Source organism: Synechococcus sp. WC10meta (assembly GCF_047461475.1).
On sequence record NZ_JANSHF010000009.1, the window covers coordinates 66,986 to 81,910 of the forward strand.

Consider the following 14,925-nt stretch of genomic DNA (forward strand, 5'->3'; position numbering starts at 1 on the left):
CGTCGGGATTCGCTCTACGCTGGGAATAGGGTGCCCGAGCGACCCTTCCCATGAGTGCCGAGATTCAGCCCTGCACGCGCCAACAGATCTTGATGGGGATGAGCCTGACCAGCCTGCTCCTGGCGCTCATCGCTGGCCTCTGGATCTGGCTGGGATCCCTATCGGTACCCTTTCGCTGGGATCCCCTGGCTTTGGCCTGGGGGGCAGCCCTGGGTCTGGGGGTGGCGCTGCTTAGCGGCGGGGCTTACTGGCTTTGGCCAGCCTATCGCCGGGCGGCCTCTAGCTACTTGCACCTCGTGGCGGATCCCTTGCAGTGGCGGGATATCTTCTGGGTGGGGGTGCTGCCGGGCTGGAGCGAGGAATGGCTATTTCGCGGCGTGCTGATGGCAGCCCTGGCGGCCAGCCCCTTGGGGTGGACGGGTGGAATCCTCTTGAGCGGCTTCTTGTTTGGGGTTTTGCATTGGCTAGAGTGGCAGGGTTGGCCCTATGCCCTCTGGGCCAGCGCCGTGGGCATTCTGCTGGGGATGGGAGTGTGGCTGTCGGGAAACTTGTTGGTAACCATCGTCGCCCACACCCTGGTCAACTGGATTGGGGTTTGCCTCTGGAAATGTTCTGCCCTGCCAGCCGAATCCTGAAGTGCCCGACATCGCCGCTGCCGGCACGCCACCCGTCCCACCTCTCCTAGAGGGTCTGAGGGTGAGGGGAATGGTCTGGAGGCCAAGTCGAGCGATGGGCAAGCCTTTGAGTTTCGGGTTCTTCCCGTGGCTGCGGCTGGGGCGATCCCTGCTGCTTGTTGGCCTAGGGGTGTACGGCTACCTGCTCTGGCTGGGCTGGTTTCAATCGGAGCGGCTGATCTTTCTGCCCCGCCCCGCCAGCTACCAGGATGGGGATGCCATTCTCAAGCTCACCACCTCTGATGGCCTGCAGATTTCGGCGGTGTACCTGCCCAATCCCCAAGCCACCTATACCCTTCTCTACAGCCACGGCAACGCCGAGGACTTGGGAGATATCTTGCCTCGCCTAGTGGGCCTGCAGCAGGGAGGATTTGCCGTCCTAGCCTACGACTACCGGGGCTACGGCACCAGCGAAGGGATCCCTTCCGAGGCCGGCGCCTATAGGGACATTGAGGCAGCCTACGCCTATCTCATTGCCCAAGGGATCCCGCCGGAGCGAATTTTGGTCTACGGGCGCTCGGTGGGAGGCGGGCCCTCGGTTTACTTGGCAACCCAAAAGCCGGTGGGGGGCCTGATCCTGGAATCGACCTTTGTAAGCGCCTTTCGCGTCTTGACCCGCCTCCCGCTGCTGCCCTTTGATCGCTTCGACAACCTCAGCCGCATTGCCCACATCAACTGTCCGCTGCTGATTTTGCACGGCACCCAGGATCGCCTGATCCCCTTCTGGCATGCCGAAGCTCTTTACCAAGCGGCACGGGATCCCAAGCGCTTAGTGGCCATTAAGGGAGCAGATCACAACAACCTGCTGCAGGTGGCCGGAGAGCGCTACCTGCCCCTTTTGCACCAATTTGTGGCCGAGCTGGTGGAGCCTAGCCGCTTCTCGGGGAAGTAGGGAATACTCAGCCGGCCTTTTGATTCAGAAGTTCTTGCAAGAGCTGCCGCGCCGGCTCCAGAAAGCGCACCACGTCGGGGTGATAGCTCCAGATTGGGTCGTTTTCAGGGAAAACCTCCAGCGAGAACATGCCCTGCACAGCTTTCAGGTAAGGCAACAAGACGGCATAGCTAGCCGGGGTCAGACGAGATTGCAGAGACTGGTCCAGCAGCTCCAACATCTGCCGCACCAGCTCCCAGCCCACCTTCAGAGGGGGATAAAGCATTACGCAAAGGGGAAACAGCTCCTGCTGCACAGCGGCGAGGCTGCCTTCTAGAGCACAGAGGCCCAGGTACACCTGAAACATCTCCACATCACGGATGCTGGAAGCCCGCACTCCAAGATCCGTCAGGGGGCCACTCTCGCAGCAGTAGCCGCTGAAACGTTCTGCCACCTCGGCACAGATGAACTCAGCTACGCTGGTAACAATGGGTAACAGTTCCTGAATGGCCACTAGAGAAACAGAAGGACTGTCCCCCGCCTGGTCGGCAGCAGCCTTGACCATCTTCTGCAGCGGCATGTACAGGTGGTCGTCCATCACCTTCAAGTAGGGGTAGAAGAGGCTGCGCTCCTCAGGCAACAGGGCCTGCAGCAGCATTTGTCCGGTGTAGTGGAACTGCATGCTCAAGAAGCCGAGCACTCGCGGATCCCGCTCGCTGTAACGAGCCCGCAGTTGACCGCAGAGGGGCGCGATCTTCACCGAAAAGCGGGAGGGAGGGATGCCCTCCTCGCAGCTCTGGGCTGCCTGCTCAAAGAGACTTTGAGAGTCCTCCGCAATTTTCCAGGGATCGATTAAGTCCGGATCCAGTCCCTGCCGTGGTATTTCGGAAGCCAAGAGCTTTTCCGTTTTCGCCCAGGCCTGGGAGCTGGCAAAGCGCAGGGATCCCTTCACCTTGTCGGCTAGTTGCAGGCCTAGCGGCCCACCCCCAGCCGCCTGCGCCCTCAGCTTGTCTACATATTTTTGGGCCCACAGAGTGGCCAAGCTATAGATTGTGACTGTCTCCGCGTTTTCCATTAGTTCTCCTGCTGGGGGGAACTAGGTTATCCAGCATACTCCTGGAATGCCACTGCTTTACTTGTTTAGAATGCTACCCCTTCTCGTTGCAGCCCGCGAAGAACTTAAAAGAACTTAAGGGGACGTCAAGATCCGCGCGTTCTGTTTGAAACGCAACCTAGCAGCAAAGAGCCCTTCCTGCTGCCGGCAAGGTGACGATGATCTTAAAATTACCTAAATCCGCTCGGAAAAGTGGGGTTTGTGTGGCAAGATCAAAAGAAATGGGATTGAAGGGTTTCGGATCCCTGTCTTACCGCACTGCATCTTAGGGAGGATAGAGCGTATGTCTCTCCGACTTGGGGACACTGCCCCTAACTTTACGCAAAAGTCCACCCATGGCGACATCGACTTCTATTCCTGGGCTGGGGATAGCTGGGTGGTGTTGTTCTCGCACCCTGCCGACTACACGCCGGTCTGCACCACCGAACTGGGCAGGGTTGCCAAGCTAATGCCCGAATTTGAGAAGCGGGGCGTGAAAGTGCTGGGCCTCAGTGTGGACGACGTGGACTCCCACGTTGGCTGGGTGAAAGACATTGAGGAAACCCAGAATGCCCAGGTGACCTATCCCATTTTGGCGGATGCCGACCGCAAGGTCTCCCAGCTCTACGGCATGCTGGATCAGACCAACCTCAACCAAGAGGGGCTGCCCCTAACCGTCCGGTCGGTATTTATCATCGATCCCAACAAGAAGATACGCCTAATCATCACCTACCCAGCCAGCACAGGCCGCAATTTTGATGAGATCTTGCGGGTCATTGATGCTCTGCAGTTGTCGGATAAGTACAACGTCGTTACGCCTGCTGACTGGAAAGATGGCGACGACGTCATCATCCCGCCTTCCCTGCAAGATCCAGAGGTGCTGAAAGAAAAGTTCCCGAAGGGCTACAAGGAGCTCAAACCCTACTTGCGGGTCACCCCTCAGCCCAATAAGTAAGTCCAACCCACTTGGCAGGAAGGGATCCCTTCTTTGCTGGAGGCTGTGATCTCTTCCCCAGCTAGGATCCCCGGCCAGGGGATCCTTGTTAGTGTGGGCAGCGCTGCCCCAGCCTAAATTCCAACCCCAGCAAGTACCACCATCACCACCACCGCTGCAAAGATGATCAGGGCATAGAACTGGGCCTTGCCATTCTCCAGGTATTTCATCACCTCGCCGCCGACCATCGCTACCAGTCCCGTCAGGTTGACCACCCCATCCACAATGCGGCTGTCCACTTCCAGCGCCTCCCGTGCCACAAAGCGAGTGCCCCGCACAAAGACGCGCTCGTAGAGGTCGTCGAGGTACCACTTGTTGAGGGAGAAGTAGTACAGCGGCTGCAGGCTGCGGGGGAAAGTGCTGGGATCAAGGCGCTTCTGCCAGTAGATGAGACCGGCCAGGGCAATCCCAATTAGCCCAATGCCCACCGAGCTGCCCGCCATGATGGCAAACTCCGTCCAGTTGAAGTGACCGCCGAGCACCCCCTGCCACTCGGCTGCCACCTGGGCCCAGGGGGAGCTGACCTCTGTTGCCGACTCGCTGGGCGGAGGGATGAACGCCTCGAAGAAGTTGGCAAAGGGAGTACCCACCAAGCCAATCAGCACCGAGGGAACAGCCAGCGCCACCAGCGGAATCGTCATCGACAGAGGAGACTCATGCGGCTTGGTGGCGTGACCGTGCCTATCGTGTCCGTCTTCCACAGCTTCAGGGTGGCTGCTGGGCTGGGGCTTTTCGTGGATGTTCATGGCTCCAGGCCCAAAGGCTGCCTCCTTCCCGGCAAACGCATAGGCAAAAGCTGGCACCGGTCGACCTTGGCTGACGGCTACCTCCTGCCGCAGTCTCAGGTTGGTGCCGCGGAACTCCCCTTCAAAGGTGAGGAAGTAGATGCGGAACATGTAGAAGGCAGTGATCCCTGCCGTGAGGAAGCCCACCCCCCAGAGGGCCGGGTTGTGCTCAAAAACTGAAGCCAAGATCTCATCCTTAGACCAAAAGCCGGCAAAGGGCGGGATCCCACAGATGGCCAGCGTGCCAATTAAGAACGTAATGGCCGTAACCGGCATGTATTTGCGCAGGCCCCCCATCAAACGCATGTCCTGGGCCAAAACCGGGTCGTGGCCCACCACTGCCTCCATGCCGTGGATGACCGAGCCAGAGCACAGAAAGAGCAGCGCCTTGAAGTAGGCGTGGGTCACTAGGTGAAACAAGCTAGCCCCATAGGCACCGGATCCCATGGCCATGACCATGTAGCCCAGTTGGGAAATGGTGGAGTAGGCCAGGCCCTTTTTGATGTCGTTTTGGGTGATGGCAATGCTGGCCCCCAAGAAAGCCGTGCCTGCCCCCGTCCAGGCAATGAGATCCATGGCCAGCGGGATCCCTTCCAGCACCGGGAACATGCGCGCCAACAGGAATACCCCTGCTGCCACCATCGTGGCCGCGTGGATGAGGGCGGAAATGGGCGTGGGACCTTCCATGGCATCCGGCAGCCACACGTGTAGCGGAAACTGAGCCGACTTGGCCACCGGCCCCAAGAACACCAACACGGCAAAGAGGGCCACTAGGCTGCTGCTTACCGCCCCACTGGCCACCCTCTGTTCTAGATTGTGGGCCAGCTCCTCAAACCCAAAAGTGCCGGAGACCCAGTAAAAGCCCAAAATGCCTAGCAGCAGTCCAAAGTCCCCCACCCGGTTGACGACAAATGCCTTCTGGGCTGCCTCCGCTGCCGTCTGCCGGTCGTACCAAAACCCAATCAGCAGGTAGGAGCACATCCCCACCAGCTCCCAGAAAATGTAGATCTGCACCAGGTTGGGGCTAAGAACCAGACCCAGCATCGAGGAAGCAAATAGGCTCAGGTAGGCGTAGAAACGCACATAGCCGGGATCCTGAGCCATGTAGCCGTCGGAGTAGATCTGCACCAAGAAGGCCACCGTGGTCACCACCACCAGCATCATGGCGCTCAGGTGATCCACCACAAAGCCCATGTCGAGGGAGAAGGAGCCCGCCTGAGCCCAGCTAATGGTCTTGAGGACAGTCTCATGGCCTTGGAGTTGGCTGGCCAAGAGGGCAAAGGCGTGGACCATTGCCGTCCCCGTCGCAAATACACTCAAAAAGGCAGCCAGAGCCCGGTTGGCCCTTGTCCAGGCGTTGAACACCAAAATGCCCAAGCCAAGTAGAAAAGCTGCCACCAAGGGATAGACAGGGATCAACCAGGCGTATGTGTAGATAAATTCCATAGCCAACGGTGCTGAATGCGTCCTCTTGCCGGAGTAAACCCTCCCTGCTGGCCGGTGAGCATCTGCCTACGGGATAGAGGCTGGCAGTTGCTCTGGGGCTTCTGACATTGTAAATCTTTGCAACACAATCAACGCCTCTCCTGCAACAAGATGCCCTTGCAGGCGCTACAACTAGAGCCAAAGGCGGTCAGTGGTCTGGAGAAAAGCCCATGAGCCTAAACCTGGTGACCCTAGTGGGCCGGGCGGGTATGGATCCGGAAGTGCGCTACTTCGAGTCGGGCAAGGTGGTGTGTACCTTTAGCCTGGCGGTAAACCGCTTCCGCAAAGGTGAAGACAAGCCCGATTGGTTTAACCTGGAGCTGTGGGGGCGCACCGCTGAAGTGGCCGGAGAGTATGTGCGTAAAGGCAGCCTCGTCGGGGTGACGGGCAGTCTTAAGTTTGAGCGCTGGAAAGATAGATCCACAGGTGAGGAGCGCCAGCGGCCCGTTATTGCCGTGGAGCGGCTGGAGCTGCTGGGATCCCGTCAGGATCGTGAGCCTGACCTACCAGTAGAGGAGCCGTTCTAAGTCCTCTCCAACCGACGCTTGCACTCCCGCACCACCTCAGCCAAATCCTGGCTACACCAGGGGTAGCTTAAGGAAGGCCGCTGGATCACCAAGAGGGGGATCTCCAGGGTTTTGGCCACGGCCTGCTTAATGAGAAGACCGCCGGCTTCTCCAGAGTTCTTACTGATAACCACTTGGGGCTCTAGCTTCCGCCAAAGCTGCAGTTCCTCCTCAAAGCTAAGGGGCAAACGCCTGCCAATCACCCGCTCAGCAGCAATCCCAGCCTGCACTGCCTGGGAAACTGACTCCGGCAGCACCCGCGCGTACAACTGGCAGCGATTCTGCCAGGGGACAAACAAGGGCAACGGCTTCACTCCCACCGTCAAGAGCACCCGCCGTCCCGCCAGCACGCTCTCGGCTAGGACTGCCTGCCAGTCCGGCACTACCTGCACCCAGGGCTCTAGATTTTCCGAAGGGCGTTCGTAGCGCAGGTAGGGGATCCCCACTTGGGCTGTTACCTGAATGGCCAGTTGCGAGATCTGCTGGGCAAAGGGATGAGAGGCATCCACCAGCACGCCAATCCGGTACTCTCGCAGGAATTGTTCCAAAGATGCAGCCGAGAAGCGGGTGACCATCACCTGACCCGGCAAACCCTGGTAGAGCCGGCTGCCCCTTTCCGTGGTAACCGTGGCTATCCAGGGGATCCCTTCTTGGCTAAGGGCCAGGGCTATGCAGCGGCTTTCACGGGTGCCGCCAAGGAGAGCTACCGCCCTTGATTTCCCGATTAAGCTCATGCCGTGTTGCCAAAGTTTTCTGCCCGTAGATACGATCGAGATCCAAAGGCTGGAGGCAGTTGACCATGATTGAGATGGAGGTGGCTGGGATTGCGGTTGATGCCGTTAACCAGAGCCCCATTGTCATCCTGCGCGATACCCATGGGCGTCGTGCTCTGCCTATCTGGGTAGGAAAAGCAGAAGCCAATGCCATTTTGCAAGCGTTGGATGATCAGAAGCCGCTCCGTCCCATGACCCACGATCTTATCCTCAACTCCTGGAAGGCCTGGGGAATCAAGCTGGAGCGGGTCATTATCCACGCCTTGCTGGACAACACTTTTTATGCGGTGCTGGTTACCGTTAGCGGTGACAAAAAGCAGGAGATCGACTGCCGTCCCAGCGATGGTATTGCCCTGGCTCTGCGAGCCCACGCCCCCATCTGGACGGTAGAGGAGGTCATTGCCGAAGCCTCGATCCCCATGAATCAGGATGCCGATGAAGCGGAGCGGGAGGCCTTCCGCAAGTTTGTGGAAAACGTAACGCCCAGAGACTTTATTCGCAACCGACCCCTCCCAGACTACCCGACGGATTCCCCCACAGAGGCAGACAGCTAAGTCACTGTCTTTTTTCCCCGTCTGCTGGAGTTGAGCTGGGTAGGGCAGGCGGTGGGCTGCCTGGAAAGCCTTTCTAAGGGTAACCGCTAGGGGGACGTTTCCGCCTACAATCAAGCTAGAGCAGCCCTTTTGAGCAAGCTATGCCAACTCTGGAGCGGCCCAACCCCCAGCAGCCCTACCCAGAACCGGTCTACCCCCGTCGCCCCACCCGCACGGTGGCAGTTGGCGAGGTGTTGATCGGCAGCCAGCACCCAGTGGTGGTGCAGTCGATGATCAACGAAGACGTGCTCAATATTGACGCGGCGGTGGCTGCAATTCGCCGGCTGCACGAAGCGGGCTCGGAAATCGTGCGGGTTGCCGTTCCCAGCCTGGCCCACGCCAAGGCCATGGAGGTCATTCGGGAGAGGCTGATTCAAACCTACAAGCCAGTGCCGCTGGTGGCTGACGTCCACCACAACGGTCTCAAGGTGGCCCTGGAAGTGGCCAAGTACGTTGACAAAGTGCGCATCAATCCTGGCTTGTTCGTTGTGGAGAAGCCGCAGCCGGGGCGCACGGAGTACACAAAAGCTGAGCTAGAGGCCATCCGCAGCGAGATCCGCGAGGCCTTTGTCCCCCTTGTACAAGCCCTCAAGGCCCAGAACAAAGCCCTGCGCATTGGCGTCAACCACGGATCCCTTGCGGAGCGGATGCTCTTTCTCTACGGTGACACGCCTGAGGGGATGGTGGAATCGGCCCTGGAGTATGCCGAGATCTGCGCTGAGCAAGACTTCCACAATGTGGTTCTCTCGTTCAAGGCTTCCCGTCCCCAGGTGATGTTGGCCGCCTACCGCTTGGCAGCTCGCCGCTTCGACGCCCTAGGGCTAAACTATCCCTTCCATCTGGGTGTAACCGAGGCTGGGGATGGAGAGTACGGCCGCATCAAGTCAGCGGTAGGGATCGGGACGCTCTTGGCCGAAGGGATTGGCGACACCATCCGCGTCTCTCTCACGGAAGCGCCGGAAAAAGAGATCCCGGTGGCCTACGGTATTTTGCAGGCTCTCAACCTGCGCAAGACCATGGTGGAATACGTGGCCTGTCCTTCCTGTGGGCGTACCCTCTTCAACCTGGAGGAAGTGCTGCAGAAGGTGCGGGCGGCAACCCAGCATCTGGTGGGCCTCGACATTGCCGTCATGGGCTGCATTGTCAACGGGCCTGGGGAAATGGCCGATGCCGACTACGGCTATGTGGGCAGGACGCCAGGAGTAATTTCCCTCTACCGCGGCAAAGAAGAAGTGAAAAGAGTACCGGAATCGGAGGCTGTCCAGGCTTTGATCGAGCTCATCAAAGCCGATGGTCGCTGGGTGGATCCGCCTGGAAAGTTAAAAGCCAGCTCCCCTTCCTGTTAGCCTAGGAAGTACCTCGAGTAGCCGCCCTACTATGACCAGCACTCTTCGTCCCACTTTTAATACCGCCCGCTCCAGAGAGATCTTCGCCCGCGCCCAGCAGTTGATGCCCGGCGGGGTTAGCTCACCGGTGCGCGCCTTCAAGTCCGTGGGCGGGGATCCCGTCGTGTTTGACCGAGTCTCAGGGGCCTACGCCTGGGATGTGGACGGCAACCAGTACATCGACTACATCGGCAGTTGGGGGCCAGCCATTGTGGGCCACGCTCATCCTGAAGTCATTGAGGCATTGCGGCAGGCTCTGGAGAAAGGCACCAGCTTTGGCGCCCCTTCTGTTCTGGAAAACGAGCTGGCGGAGCGGGTGATCGAAGCGGTGCCCAGCGTGGAGATGGTGCGCTTTGTGAACTCCGGCACCGAAGCCTGTATGGCAGCGCTGCGCCTGATGCGAGCCTACACGGGCCGGGAAAAGGTGATCAAGTTCGAGGGCTGCTACCACGGCCATGCGGACATGTTCTTGGTCAAGGCTGGCTCGGGAGTGGCTACTCTGGGCCTACCGGACTCGCCAGGGGTGCCCAAGGCGGCTACCAGTGCTACGCTGACGGCTCCCTACAACGACCTAGAGGCGGTCAAGGCGCTGTTCGAGCAGTATCCTGATTCGATTGCCGGCGTGATCCTCGAGCCGGTGGTGGGCAATGCTGGCTTTATTCCACCGCAGCCAGGCTTTTTGGAAGGCTTGCGCGAGCTCACCCGAAAGTATGGCGCTCTGCTGGTGTTTGACGAGGTGATGACCGGCTTTCGCATCAGCTACGGTGGCGCCCAGGGCAAGTTTGGCGTCATCCCTGACCTGACCACCCTGGGTAAGGTCATTGGCGGTGGCCTGCCGGTAGGCGCCTATGGCGGTCGGCGGGAAATCATGGAGATGGTAGCGCCCGCGGGGCCAATGTACCAGGCGGGTACGCTGTCCGGCAACCCTCTAGCCATGACTGCCGGCATCAAGACGCTCGAGATTTTGCGCCGCCCAGGCACCTATGAGTATCTGGAGCGCATTACTGAGAAGCTGCTGACAGGGCTGCTGGAGATTGCCCGGGAGACTGGGCACGAAATGTGCGGAGGTTATCTGCCGGGCATGTTCGGCTTCTTTTTCACTGCCGGCCCAGTGCGCAACTACGAGGAAGCCAGGCAGTCAGACTTGCAAAAGTTTGCCCGTTTTCACCGCGGCATGCTGGAGCGGGGGGTGTATCTGGCGCCCTCGCAGTTTGAGGCGGGCTTTACTTCCCTGGCCCACACGGAGGCGGATGTGGAAAGAACCCTGGAGGCAGCGCGAGAGGTGCTGCGGGCCCTTTAGTTCCAGGAGGTGCAGCCTGTAGGCCACCTCGGCTTCCGCATCCGCTCTGAGCAGCGTTGGATTGGGGAGACCAGAGCCAGGTTCTTCCCTGGAGGCGGCTTAACGCTCTTCCCAGCCTTGGAGGGTAGGAGTCCTTCCTCTTGGCAAGCTACAGGGAGTGCATAGGGGTGCCCTAGGCAGAGGCCACTGCCCCTGGGAGGCACCGTTGCTCCAGCCCTCGTTCTTCAAATACGGCTAGAGGCCAGCTCCAGCTTGTGGAGAACTTTGCCTAGCGCCTTGCGCAGGACTCGAACCTGCAACCATCGACTTAGAAGGTCGGTGCTCTATCCATTGAGCTAGCAAGGCAGAATCCAGAGTCATTATAGCCTTGGGAAGCTTGCCTACCGGAAGGTCGGTTGCCCCAAGGATCGTCAAAGAACCTTTAGCCCTATGATGACAAAGGCCTGCTTTCAACAGGTGCTTTCTACGCCTACAGGAGGGATCCCTATGCCACTGCCCCCTGATCCTAGCTTCGTTGAGGAGAAGAAAGCCGTTCGCGTCCTTCCCGGCCTGGAATCCCTCTCGCCGGCGGCTAGACGCTTGCTGCGGCTCTACCACGGCGGCAGTTTCGTCTTTTTGGGCCTGCTGTGGCTGTTGGTCGGGATCCCTAGTCTTTGGGCGCTGCGGGCAGATCTCCTCCGCCTCTGGCAACACTTCACCTGGACGGGCCTGCGCTATGCCCTCTTTTACCGCCCTAGCTGGCCCACCTTTGGCCTGTTGCTTTGCGTCAGTTTCACCGTAGGGATCCTAGTTGCCCAAAGCCGCTACGAGCTGTTTGGGCTTTACCCCTTCGAGCGCCAGATGCTCGAGCAACAGTCCCGCTGGATCCTGTCTTTGCCTGCCTGGCACCCTCTGCGGCGCTGGCTGGTGTGCACCCTGGATCCCCGCTAACAGAAGGCATCCCGGCTGGCAAGGCCTCCCAGATGCTGACCTAGGAGGAGCTAGGAGCAGCAGCTATCGAGCGTTGCACAATCCGGGACAGACGAGCCTTACGACGAGCGGCGGTGTTTTTGTGCAGCACACCTTTTTGGGCCGCCTTGTCGATGCGGCTAAAGGCAGCGCTCATTGCCGCCTGGATCTCCTGCAGGGTTTCCGGCTGAGGGTTGGCCGCGTAGGCAGAAGAGAGAGAGATCACCTTCTTCATGAGCGCGCGCACCATGGCCTTGGTAGCCTTGTTGCGCAGTCGGTTTCGCTCGGCAATCTTGAGGCGCTTGATAGCGGATTTGGTACGTGGCATGGTTGAAAGGTAAGAACAGCGAGGATCTAGCATACCATCAGAGCCTAGAGTCCCACGAGTTCCTCCCCCAGCCGTCGGACGGGATCCCCATGTTTTGCGATTGCAGCTCCCTCATCCAGTTCAACCCGCCTGCCCTTTTCTATGGGGTTGCCGTTTGCGACTTGGATCGGGACGGGGCTTTTGAGCTATTTGTGTGCGGCTTCCGCGGCCCGAACCGGGTTTTGAAGTGGAACGGGCAGGCGCTGGTGGATCTGGTGGACGACACCCTGGCCGATGCGGGGCGCATGGCCATTGGGGTAGCTGCTGGCGACTTTGACGGTGACGGCCAAGAAGAACTCTACGTTTTGAATACCGATACTTTCGGCGGGCGCAAGCGCTTTGGGGATCGCCTCTTCGACTGGCAGGGCTCCCGCTGGGTGGATCTGTTCTCGCTGCCCCACAACCAAGATGCCCTCAACCTCACTGCCGGACGCTCGGTGGCCTGTGTGGATCGCCTGGGCCGGGGACAGTACGGGTTCTTCGTCGCCAACTACGGCGGCCCCATGCGGCTTTACGAGCTGGGCTCCAACCAGATGATCGCTGATGTAGCGCCCGAGGCGGGGGTGAACCGGATTACAGGTGGGCGAGGGCTGGTGGCCGTGCCTCTGGTCTCCCAGCGGATGGATATTTTCGCCGTCAACGAGCAGGGGCCCAATTTTTTGTTCCGCAACCGCGGGGATGGCACCTTTGAGGAAATCGCCGCCGAGGTGGGGCTGGCGGATCCCAACGAGCACGGGCGCGGCGTGGCAGCAGTGGATCTGGATGGGGACGGGCGGCTGGACTTGGTGTACGGCAATTGGGAAGGGCCGCATCGCCTCTGGATCCAAACCCCCAGTGGCATTTTCAAAAACGTGGCTCCCCCCGAGCTGGCCAGGCCCTCCCGCATCCGCACGGTCATCGCTGCCGACTTCGACAACGACGGCTACCCGGAGCTGTTTTTTAACAACATCGGCGAGCCCAACCGCCTGTTTGGCTGGCGCTCTGGCTCCTGGCAGGCCATCGATATTGGGGAGGCGGCTGAGCCCCAGGGACTGGGGACAGGCGCGGCGGTGGCGGATGTGGATGGGGATGGGCGCCTGGAGCTGCTCATTGCCCACGGGGAATCGGGCGCCCAGCCTCTAAGCTTTTACCGGCCCCTGGCTAATGCCAATAACTGGCTGAGGGTCTTGCCTCTAACTCGCCAGGGATCCCCAGCCCGCGGCGCTCTGGTGCGGCTAGTAACTCCTGGCCGCCTGCAGATTCGGCCCATCGATGCCGGCAGCGGCTACCTCTGCCAAATGGAGCCGGTGGCCCACTTTGGCCTAGGATCCGAGACGGTGGTCAAGGAAATCCAGATCCAGTGGCCGGACGGGAAAGAAGTGCAAGTGGTCAACCCCCCTGTTAACCAGCTTCTGCGGATCCCCTATCCTGGCTAGTCGCTAATCTGAAACATCGAACCCCACTTGGTGGGCAACTTGGATTCTGGCCTAGATCTGCTGCCAGCGATCCCAATCTGTGATCATTGATGCAGCGTAGCCCCGCCCCATAGAGAAGTTGGGCTTTTTGACTGAGGTTGAAGCTGTTGGTGTGAGGGCCACATCTGAGCCCAGCCTGAGCAGAGGTTCGCCGTTGGTGAGGCGAAAACCATCGATCCCCAAGGGCAAAAACACCTCTCGAACCAGCGTGAGAATTTCTTCATCGGTCAAGCGCGCTGGGGCTTGCAGCCAGGTCAACTCTGCCTCGGCAGGCGCCAAACATAAAGCCGCTGGAAATAGCGCACCTGCTGGCTAACTAGCTCCTGCGGATCTCTATCCTATTCAGCTCTCCTGGCTTGATCTTTGCAGCGGCTTAGGTGCCGCAGCATGTAGCTTTCGAGCAGCATTCAGATCCCTGTCGATCTCCAGGCCGCACCTTTCACACCGAAACACCCGCTGGCAAAGTGGCATCTTCTGTCGGTGCCCACACCGTGAACACAGTTGGCTGGATGGATAAAACCTATTCACCACCACCAACTGACAGCCGTAGAGTTGGGCCTTGTACTCTAGCTGTCGCCGTTCGCGATAGCGGGACGGAGTCCTTAACTCATAGAAGCCACAATCGGCTAAAGATCCGGCCAGGCGGCGATTCTTGAGGAGGTTTTTTACCTGCAAGTCCTCAATCACCACCACCCGGTACTTCTTGGCCAAGTAGCTGGTCAGCTTGTGCAAGTTGTCTAGTCGTATGTCCGCCACCCGTTTGTGGGCCCTAGCAAGCTGCACCACTGCCTTCTTGCGGTTGGCGGATCCCTTTTGCTTGCGACTCAGCCGCCGATGCAGCCTCACCAAGCGCTTCTGGGCTTTGCGGTAGGGCTTGGGGTTATCAAACATTTCCCCACTGGCGCAGGTGGCCAGCTGGTTCACGCCCGAGCCCACCCCCACCCCATCCCCCGTCTCCTCAACCTGCGGAGACAGGGCCTCGTACTTGTTCGCTTCAGCGGTGCGTAGCACTTAAGAGATGTACCACCGCCCAGCCCGCAGGCTGATCACGACGTTCTGGGGGGTGGCAGTAGGGGGGATCTCCGCACAGCGTAACCAGCCACTCACCAAGCGGGCCGGAGGCCTTAGATAGGTACCTTGATGCGGTTGCCGGAGATGTGGATGTTGCCTTCGAGATAAAAGCTGTCCCGTACCCCCTTGCGCTTGAAGCGGGGAAACCGGCCCAGTCCACTCCGCCAGCGTTTGTTCGCGTCAGCGGCGCGTAGCGCGCAGGCTTGCTCTAAGCTGCGGAGTGCCTGCTGCGGGGCGCACTTGGAGACTTGGTAGTACCAGGGGTTGGCCTTCTTGACCCCCACCACCAGCCGCTTGTGCAGGTCGTTCGCGACAGCGGTGCGGAGCACTTTGGCCGTGGGTAGTTTCGGCTTGGCCTCAATGGCCTGTTGGCAGATGGCCAGGCCCTAGTTGTAGGCACGGCGGGCTACACCGGCATGTTGGGCTGTCAGTGTCCGCTGTTTGTTGTTGAGCCTGAGCTCAGTCTTGCTCGCGTTAGCGGCGCGGAGCGCAAAGCCTAGCAGCACTTGCCCCCTAGAGGAACCCTGTCCCGCTAGCACGAGGAGGAATTCACTTCAGCTTTCGTG

16 protein-coding genes and 1 tRNA gene are annotated in these 14,925 nt (G+C 59.7%); 9 read left to right on the forward strand and 8 right to left on the reverse strand.

The genetic code is table 11. From position 1 onward, the window contains the following. The first annotated feature begins 50 nt into the window (after window positions 1-50). Window positions 51-635 carry a type II CAAX prenyl endopeptidase Rce1 family protein gene (locus NW804_RS06400; protein WP_414395267.1) on the forward strand — a complete coding sequence of 195 codons (585 nt, stop codon included), beginning with the start codon at window positions 51-53 and terminating at the stop codon, window positions 633-635. A 94-nt stretch (window positions 636-729) separates the two neighbouring features. After that, on the forward strand, window positions 730-1,566 hold the full coding sequence (locus tag NW804_RS06405; protein ID WP_414423134.1) for an alpha/beta hydrolase: 837 nt from the start codon (window positions 730-732) through the stop codon (window positions 1,564-1,566). Between the two features lie 7 nt (window positions 1,567-1,573). On the opposite strand, the gene NW804_RS06410 is transcribed toward NW804_RS06405, so the two are convergent. Further along, the gene (locus NW804_RS06410; RefSeq protein WP_414410118.1) at window positions 1,574-2,620 is read right to left on the reverse strand and encodes a hypothetical protein; all 1,047 of its coding nucleotides are present in this window, start codon (window positions 2,618-2,620) and stop codon (window positions 1,574-1,576) included. A 322-nt stretch (window positions 2,621-2,942) separates the two neighbouring features. Here NW804_RS06410 and NW804_RS06415 point away from each other — a divergent pair, with 322 nt between their 5' ends. After that, the gene (locus NW804_RS06415) at window positions 2,943-3,593 is read left to right on the forward strand and encodes a peroxiredoxin (protein ID WP_414395276.1); all 651 of its coding nucleotides are present in this window, start codon (window positions 2,943-2,945) and stop codon (window positions 3,591-3,593) included. A gap of 113 nt (window positions 3,594-3,706) precedes the next feature. Here the strand turns inward: NW804_RS06415 and NW804_RS06420 are convergent, their stop codons facing one another. Then, window positions 3,707-5,863: an NAD(P)H-quinone oxidoreductase subunit 5 gene (locus NW804_RS06420; protein WP_414423135.1), complete on the reverse strand. Its 2,157-nt coding sequence runs from the start codon at window positions 5,861-5,863 to the stop codon at window positions 3,707-3,709. Window positions 5,864-6,072: 209 nt separating this feature from the next. Here NW804_RS06420 and NW804_RS06425 point away from each other — a divergent pair, with 209 nt between their 5' ends. Further along, the gene (locus tag NW804_RS06425; protein WP_414405070.1) at window positions 6,073-6,429 is read left to right on the forward strand and encodes a single-stranded DNA-binding protein; all 357 of its coding nucleotides are present in this window, start codon (window positions 6,073-6,075) and stop codon (window positions 6,427-6,429) included. Here NW804_RS06425 and NW804_RS06430 read toward each other — a convergent pair. Continuing rightward, window positions 6,426-7,202 (reverse strand): cobalt-precorrin-6A reductase, encoded by a 777-nt coding sequence (locus NW804_RS06430; RefSeq protein WP_414423136.1) that lies wholly within the window; start codon window positions 7,200-7,202, stop codon window positions 6,426-6,428. The two genes, NW804_RS06425 and NW804_RS06430, sit on opposite strands and share 4 nt — an antisense overlap. Window positions 7,203-7,267: 65 nt before the next feature. Here NW804_RS06430 and NW804_RS06435 point away from each other — a divergent pair, with 65 nt between their 5' ends. From NW804_RS06435 to hemL, 3 genes are all read left to right on the forward strand, one after another. Beyond that, window positions 7,268-7,795, forward strand: a complete 528-nt coding sequence (locus tag NW804_RS06435; protein WP_414395286.1) for a bifunctional nuclease family protein — start codon at window positions 7,268-7,270, stop codon at window positions 7,793-7,795. A 140-nt stretch (window positions 7,796-7,935) separates the two neighbouring features. Beyond that, window positions 7,936-9,180 (forward strand): (E)-4-hydroxy-3-methylbut-2-enyl-diphosphate synthase, encoded by a 1,245-nt coding sequence (ispG, locus tag NW804_RS06440; protein ID WP_414423137.1) that lies wholly within the window; start codon window positions 7,936-7,938, stop codon window positions 9,178-9,180. A 31-nt stretch (window positions 9,181-9,211) separates the two neighbouring features. Continuing rightward, complete coding sequence (hemL, locus tag NW804_RS06445) at window positions 9,212-10,519, forward strand: glutamate-1-semialdehyde 2,1-aminomutase (RefSeq protein WP_414395291.1); 1,308 nt, start codon at window positions 9,212-9,214, stop codon at window positions 10,517-10,519. A gap of 272 nt (window positions 10,520-10,791) precedes the next feature. Here hemL and NW804_RS06450 read toward each other — a convergent pair. Further along, window positions 10,792-10,864: transfer RNA gene (locus NW804_RS06450), tRNA-Arg, on the reverse strand. 141 nt (window positions 10,865-11,005) lie between these two features. Between NW804_RS06450 and NW804_RS06455 the strand changes: the two genes are divergently transcribed. Continuing rightward, a complete protein-coding gene (locus NW804_RS06455) occupies window positions 11,006-11,449 on the forward strand; it encodes a hypothetical protein (RefSeq protein ID WP_414423138.1) in 444 nt (147 codons plus the stop codon). A gap of 40 nt (window positions 11,450-11,489) precedes the next feature. Here the strand turns inward: NW804_RS06455 and rpsT are convergent, their stop codons facing one another. Then, window positions 11,490-11,795, reverse strand: coding sequence for a 30S ribosomal protein S20 (gene rpsT, locus NW804_RS06460; protein ID WP_414395296.1), 306 nt, complete (start codon window positions 11,793-11,795; stop codon window positions 11,490-11,492). On the opposite strand from rpsT, the gene NW804_RS06465 reads away from it, so the two are divergent. Next, a complete protein-coding gene (locus tag NW804_RS06465) occupies window positions 11,789-13,249 on the forward strand; it encodes a CRTAC1 family protein (RefSeq protein ID WP_414423139.1) in 1,461 nt (486 codons plus the stop codon). The two genes, rpsT and NW804_RS06465, sit on opposite strands and share 7 nt — an antisense overlap. A 51-nt stretch (window positions 13,250-13,300) precedes the next feature. Here the strand turns inward: NW804_RS06465 and NW804_RS06470 are convergent, their stop codons facing one another. The 3 genes from NW804_RS06470 to NW804_RS06480 form a co-directional block, all read right to left on the reverse strand. Then, on the reverse strand, window positions 13,301-13,567 hold the full coding sequence (locus NW804_RS06470) for a hypothetical protein (RefSeq protein WP_414405075.1): 267 nt from the start codon (window positions 13,565-13,567) through the stop codon (window positions 13,301-13,303). Between the two features lie 63 nt (window positions 13,568-13,630). Then, a complete protein-coding gene (locus NW804_RS06475; RefSeq protein WP_414423140.1) occupies window positions 13,631-14,299 on the reverse strand; it encodes an RNA-guided endonuclease InsQ/TnpB family protein in 669 nt (222 codons plus the stop codon). Between the two features lie 113 nt (window positions 14,300-14,412). Next, a complete protein-coding gene (locus NW804_RS06480) occupies window positions 14,413-14,688 on the reverse strand; it encodes a hypothetical protein (protein ID WP_414395304.1) in 276 nt (91 codons plus the stop codon). Window positions 14,689-14,925: the final 237 nt, after the last annotated feature.

Bases quoted from the DNA above. Each gene is read 5' to 3' on its own strand.
- NW804_RS06420 (WP_414423135.1), bottom strand. From the start codon at position 5,863: ATGGAATTTATCTACACATACGCCTGGTTGATCCCTGTCTATCCCTTG.
- rpsT (WP_414395296.1), bottom strand. From the start codon at position 11,795: ATGCCACGTACCAAATCCGCTATCAAGCGCCTCAAGATTGCCGAGCGA.
- NW804_RS06400 (WP_414395267.1), top strand. From the start codon at position 51: ATGAGTGCCGAGATTCAGCCCTGCACGCGCCAACAGATCTTGATGGGG.
- NW804_RS06415 (WP_414395276.1), top strand. From the start codon at position 2,943: ATGTCTCTCCGACTTGGGGACACTGCCCCTAACTTTACGCAAAAGTCC.
- NW804_RS06405 (WP_414423134.1), top strand. From the start codon at position 730: ATGGGCAAGCCTTTGAGTTTCGGGTTCTTCCCGTGGCTGCGGCTGGGG.
- NW804_RS06455 (WP_414423138.1), top strand. From the start codon at position 11,006: ATGCCACTGCCCCCTGATCCTAGCTTCGTTGAGGAGAAGAAAGCCGTT.
- hemL (WP_414395291.1), top strand. From the start codon at position 9,212: ATGACCAGCACTCTTCGTCCCACTTTTAATACCGCCCGCTCCAGAGAG.
- NW804_RS06435 (WP_414395286.1), top strand. From the start codon at position 7,268: ATGATTGAGATGGAGGTGGCTGGGATTGCGGTTGATGCCGTTAACCAG.
- ispG (WP_414423137.1), top strand. From the start codon at position 7,936: ATGCCAACTCTGGAGCGGCCCAACCCCCAGCAGCCCTACCCAGAACCG.
- NW804_RS06430 (WP_414423136.1), bottom strand. From the start codon at position 7,202: ATGAGCTTAATCGGGAAATCAAGGGCGGTAGCTCTCCTTGGCGGCACC.
- NW804_RS06425 (WP_414405070.1), top strand. From the start codon at position 6,073: ATGAGCCTAAACCTGGTGACCCTAGTGGGCCGGGCGGGTATGGATCCG.
- NW804_RS06410 (WP_414410118.1), bottom strand. From the start codon at position 2,620: ATGGAAAACGCGGAGACAGTCACAATCTATAGCTTGGCCACTCTGTGG.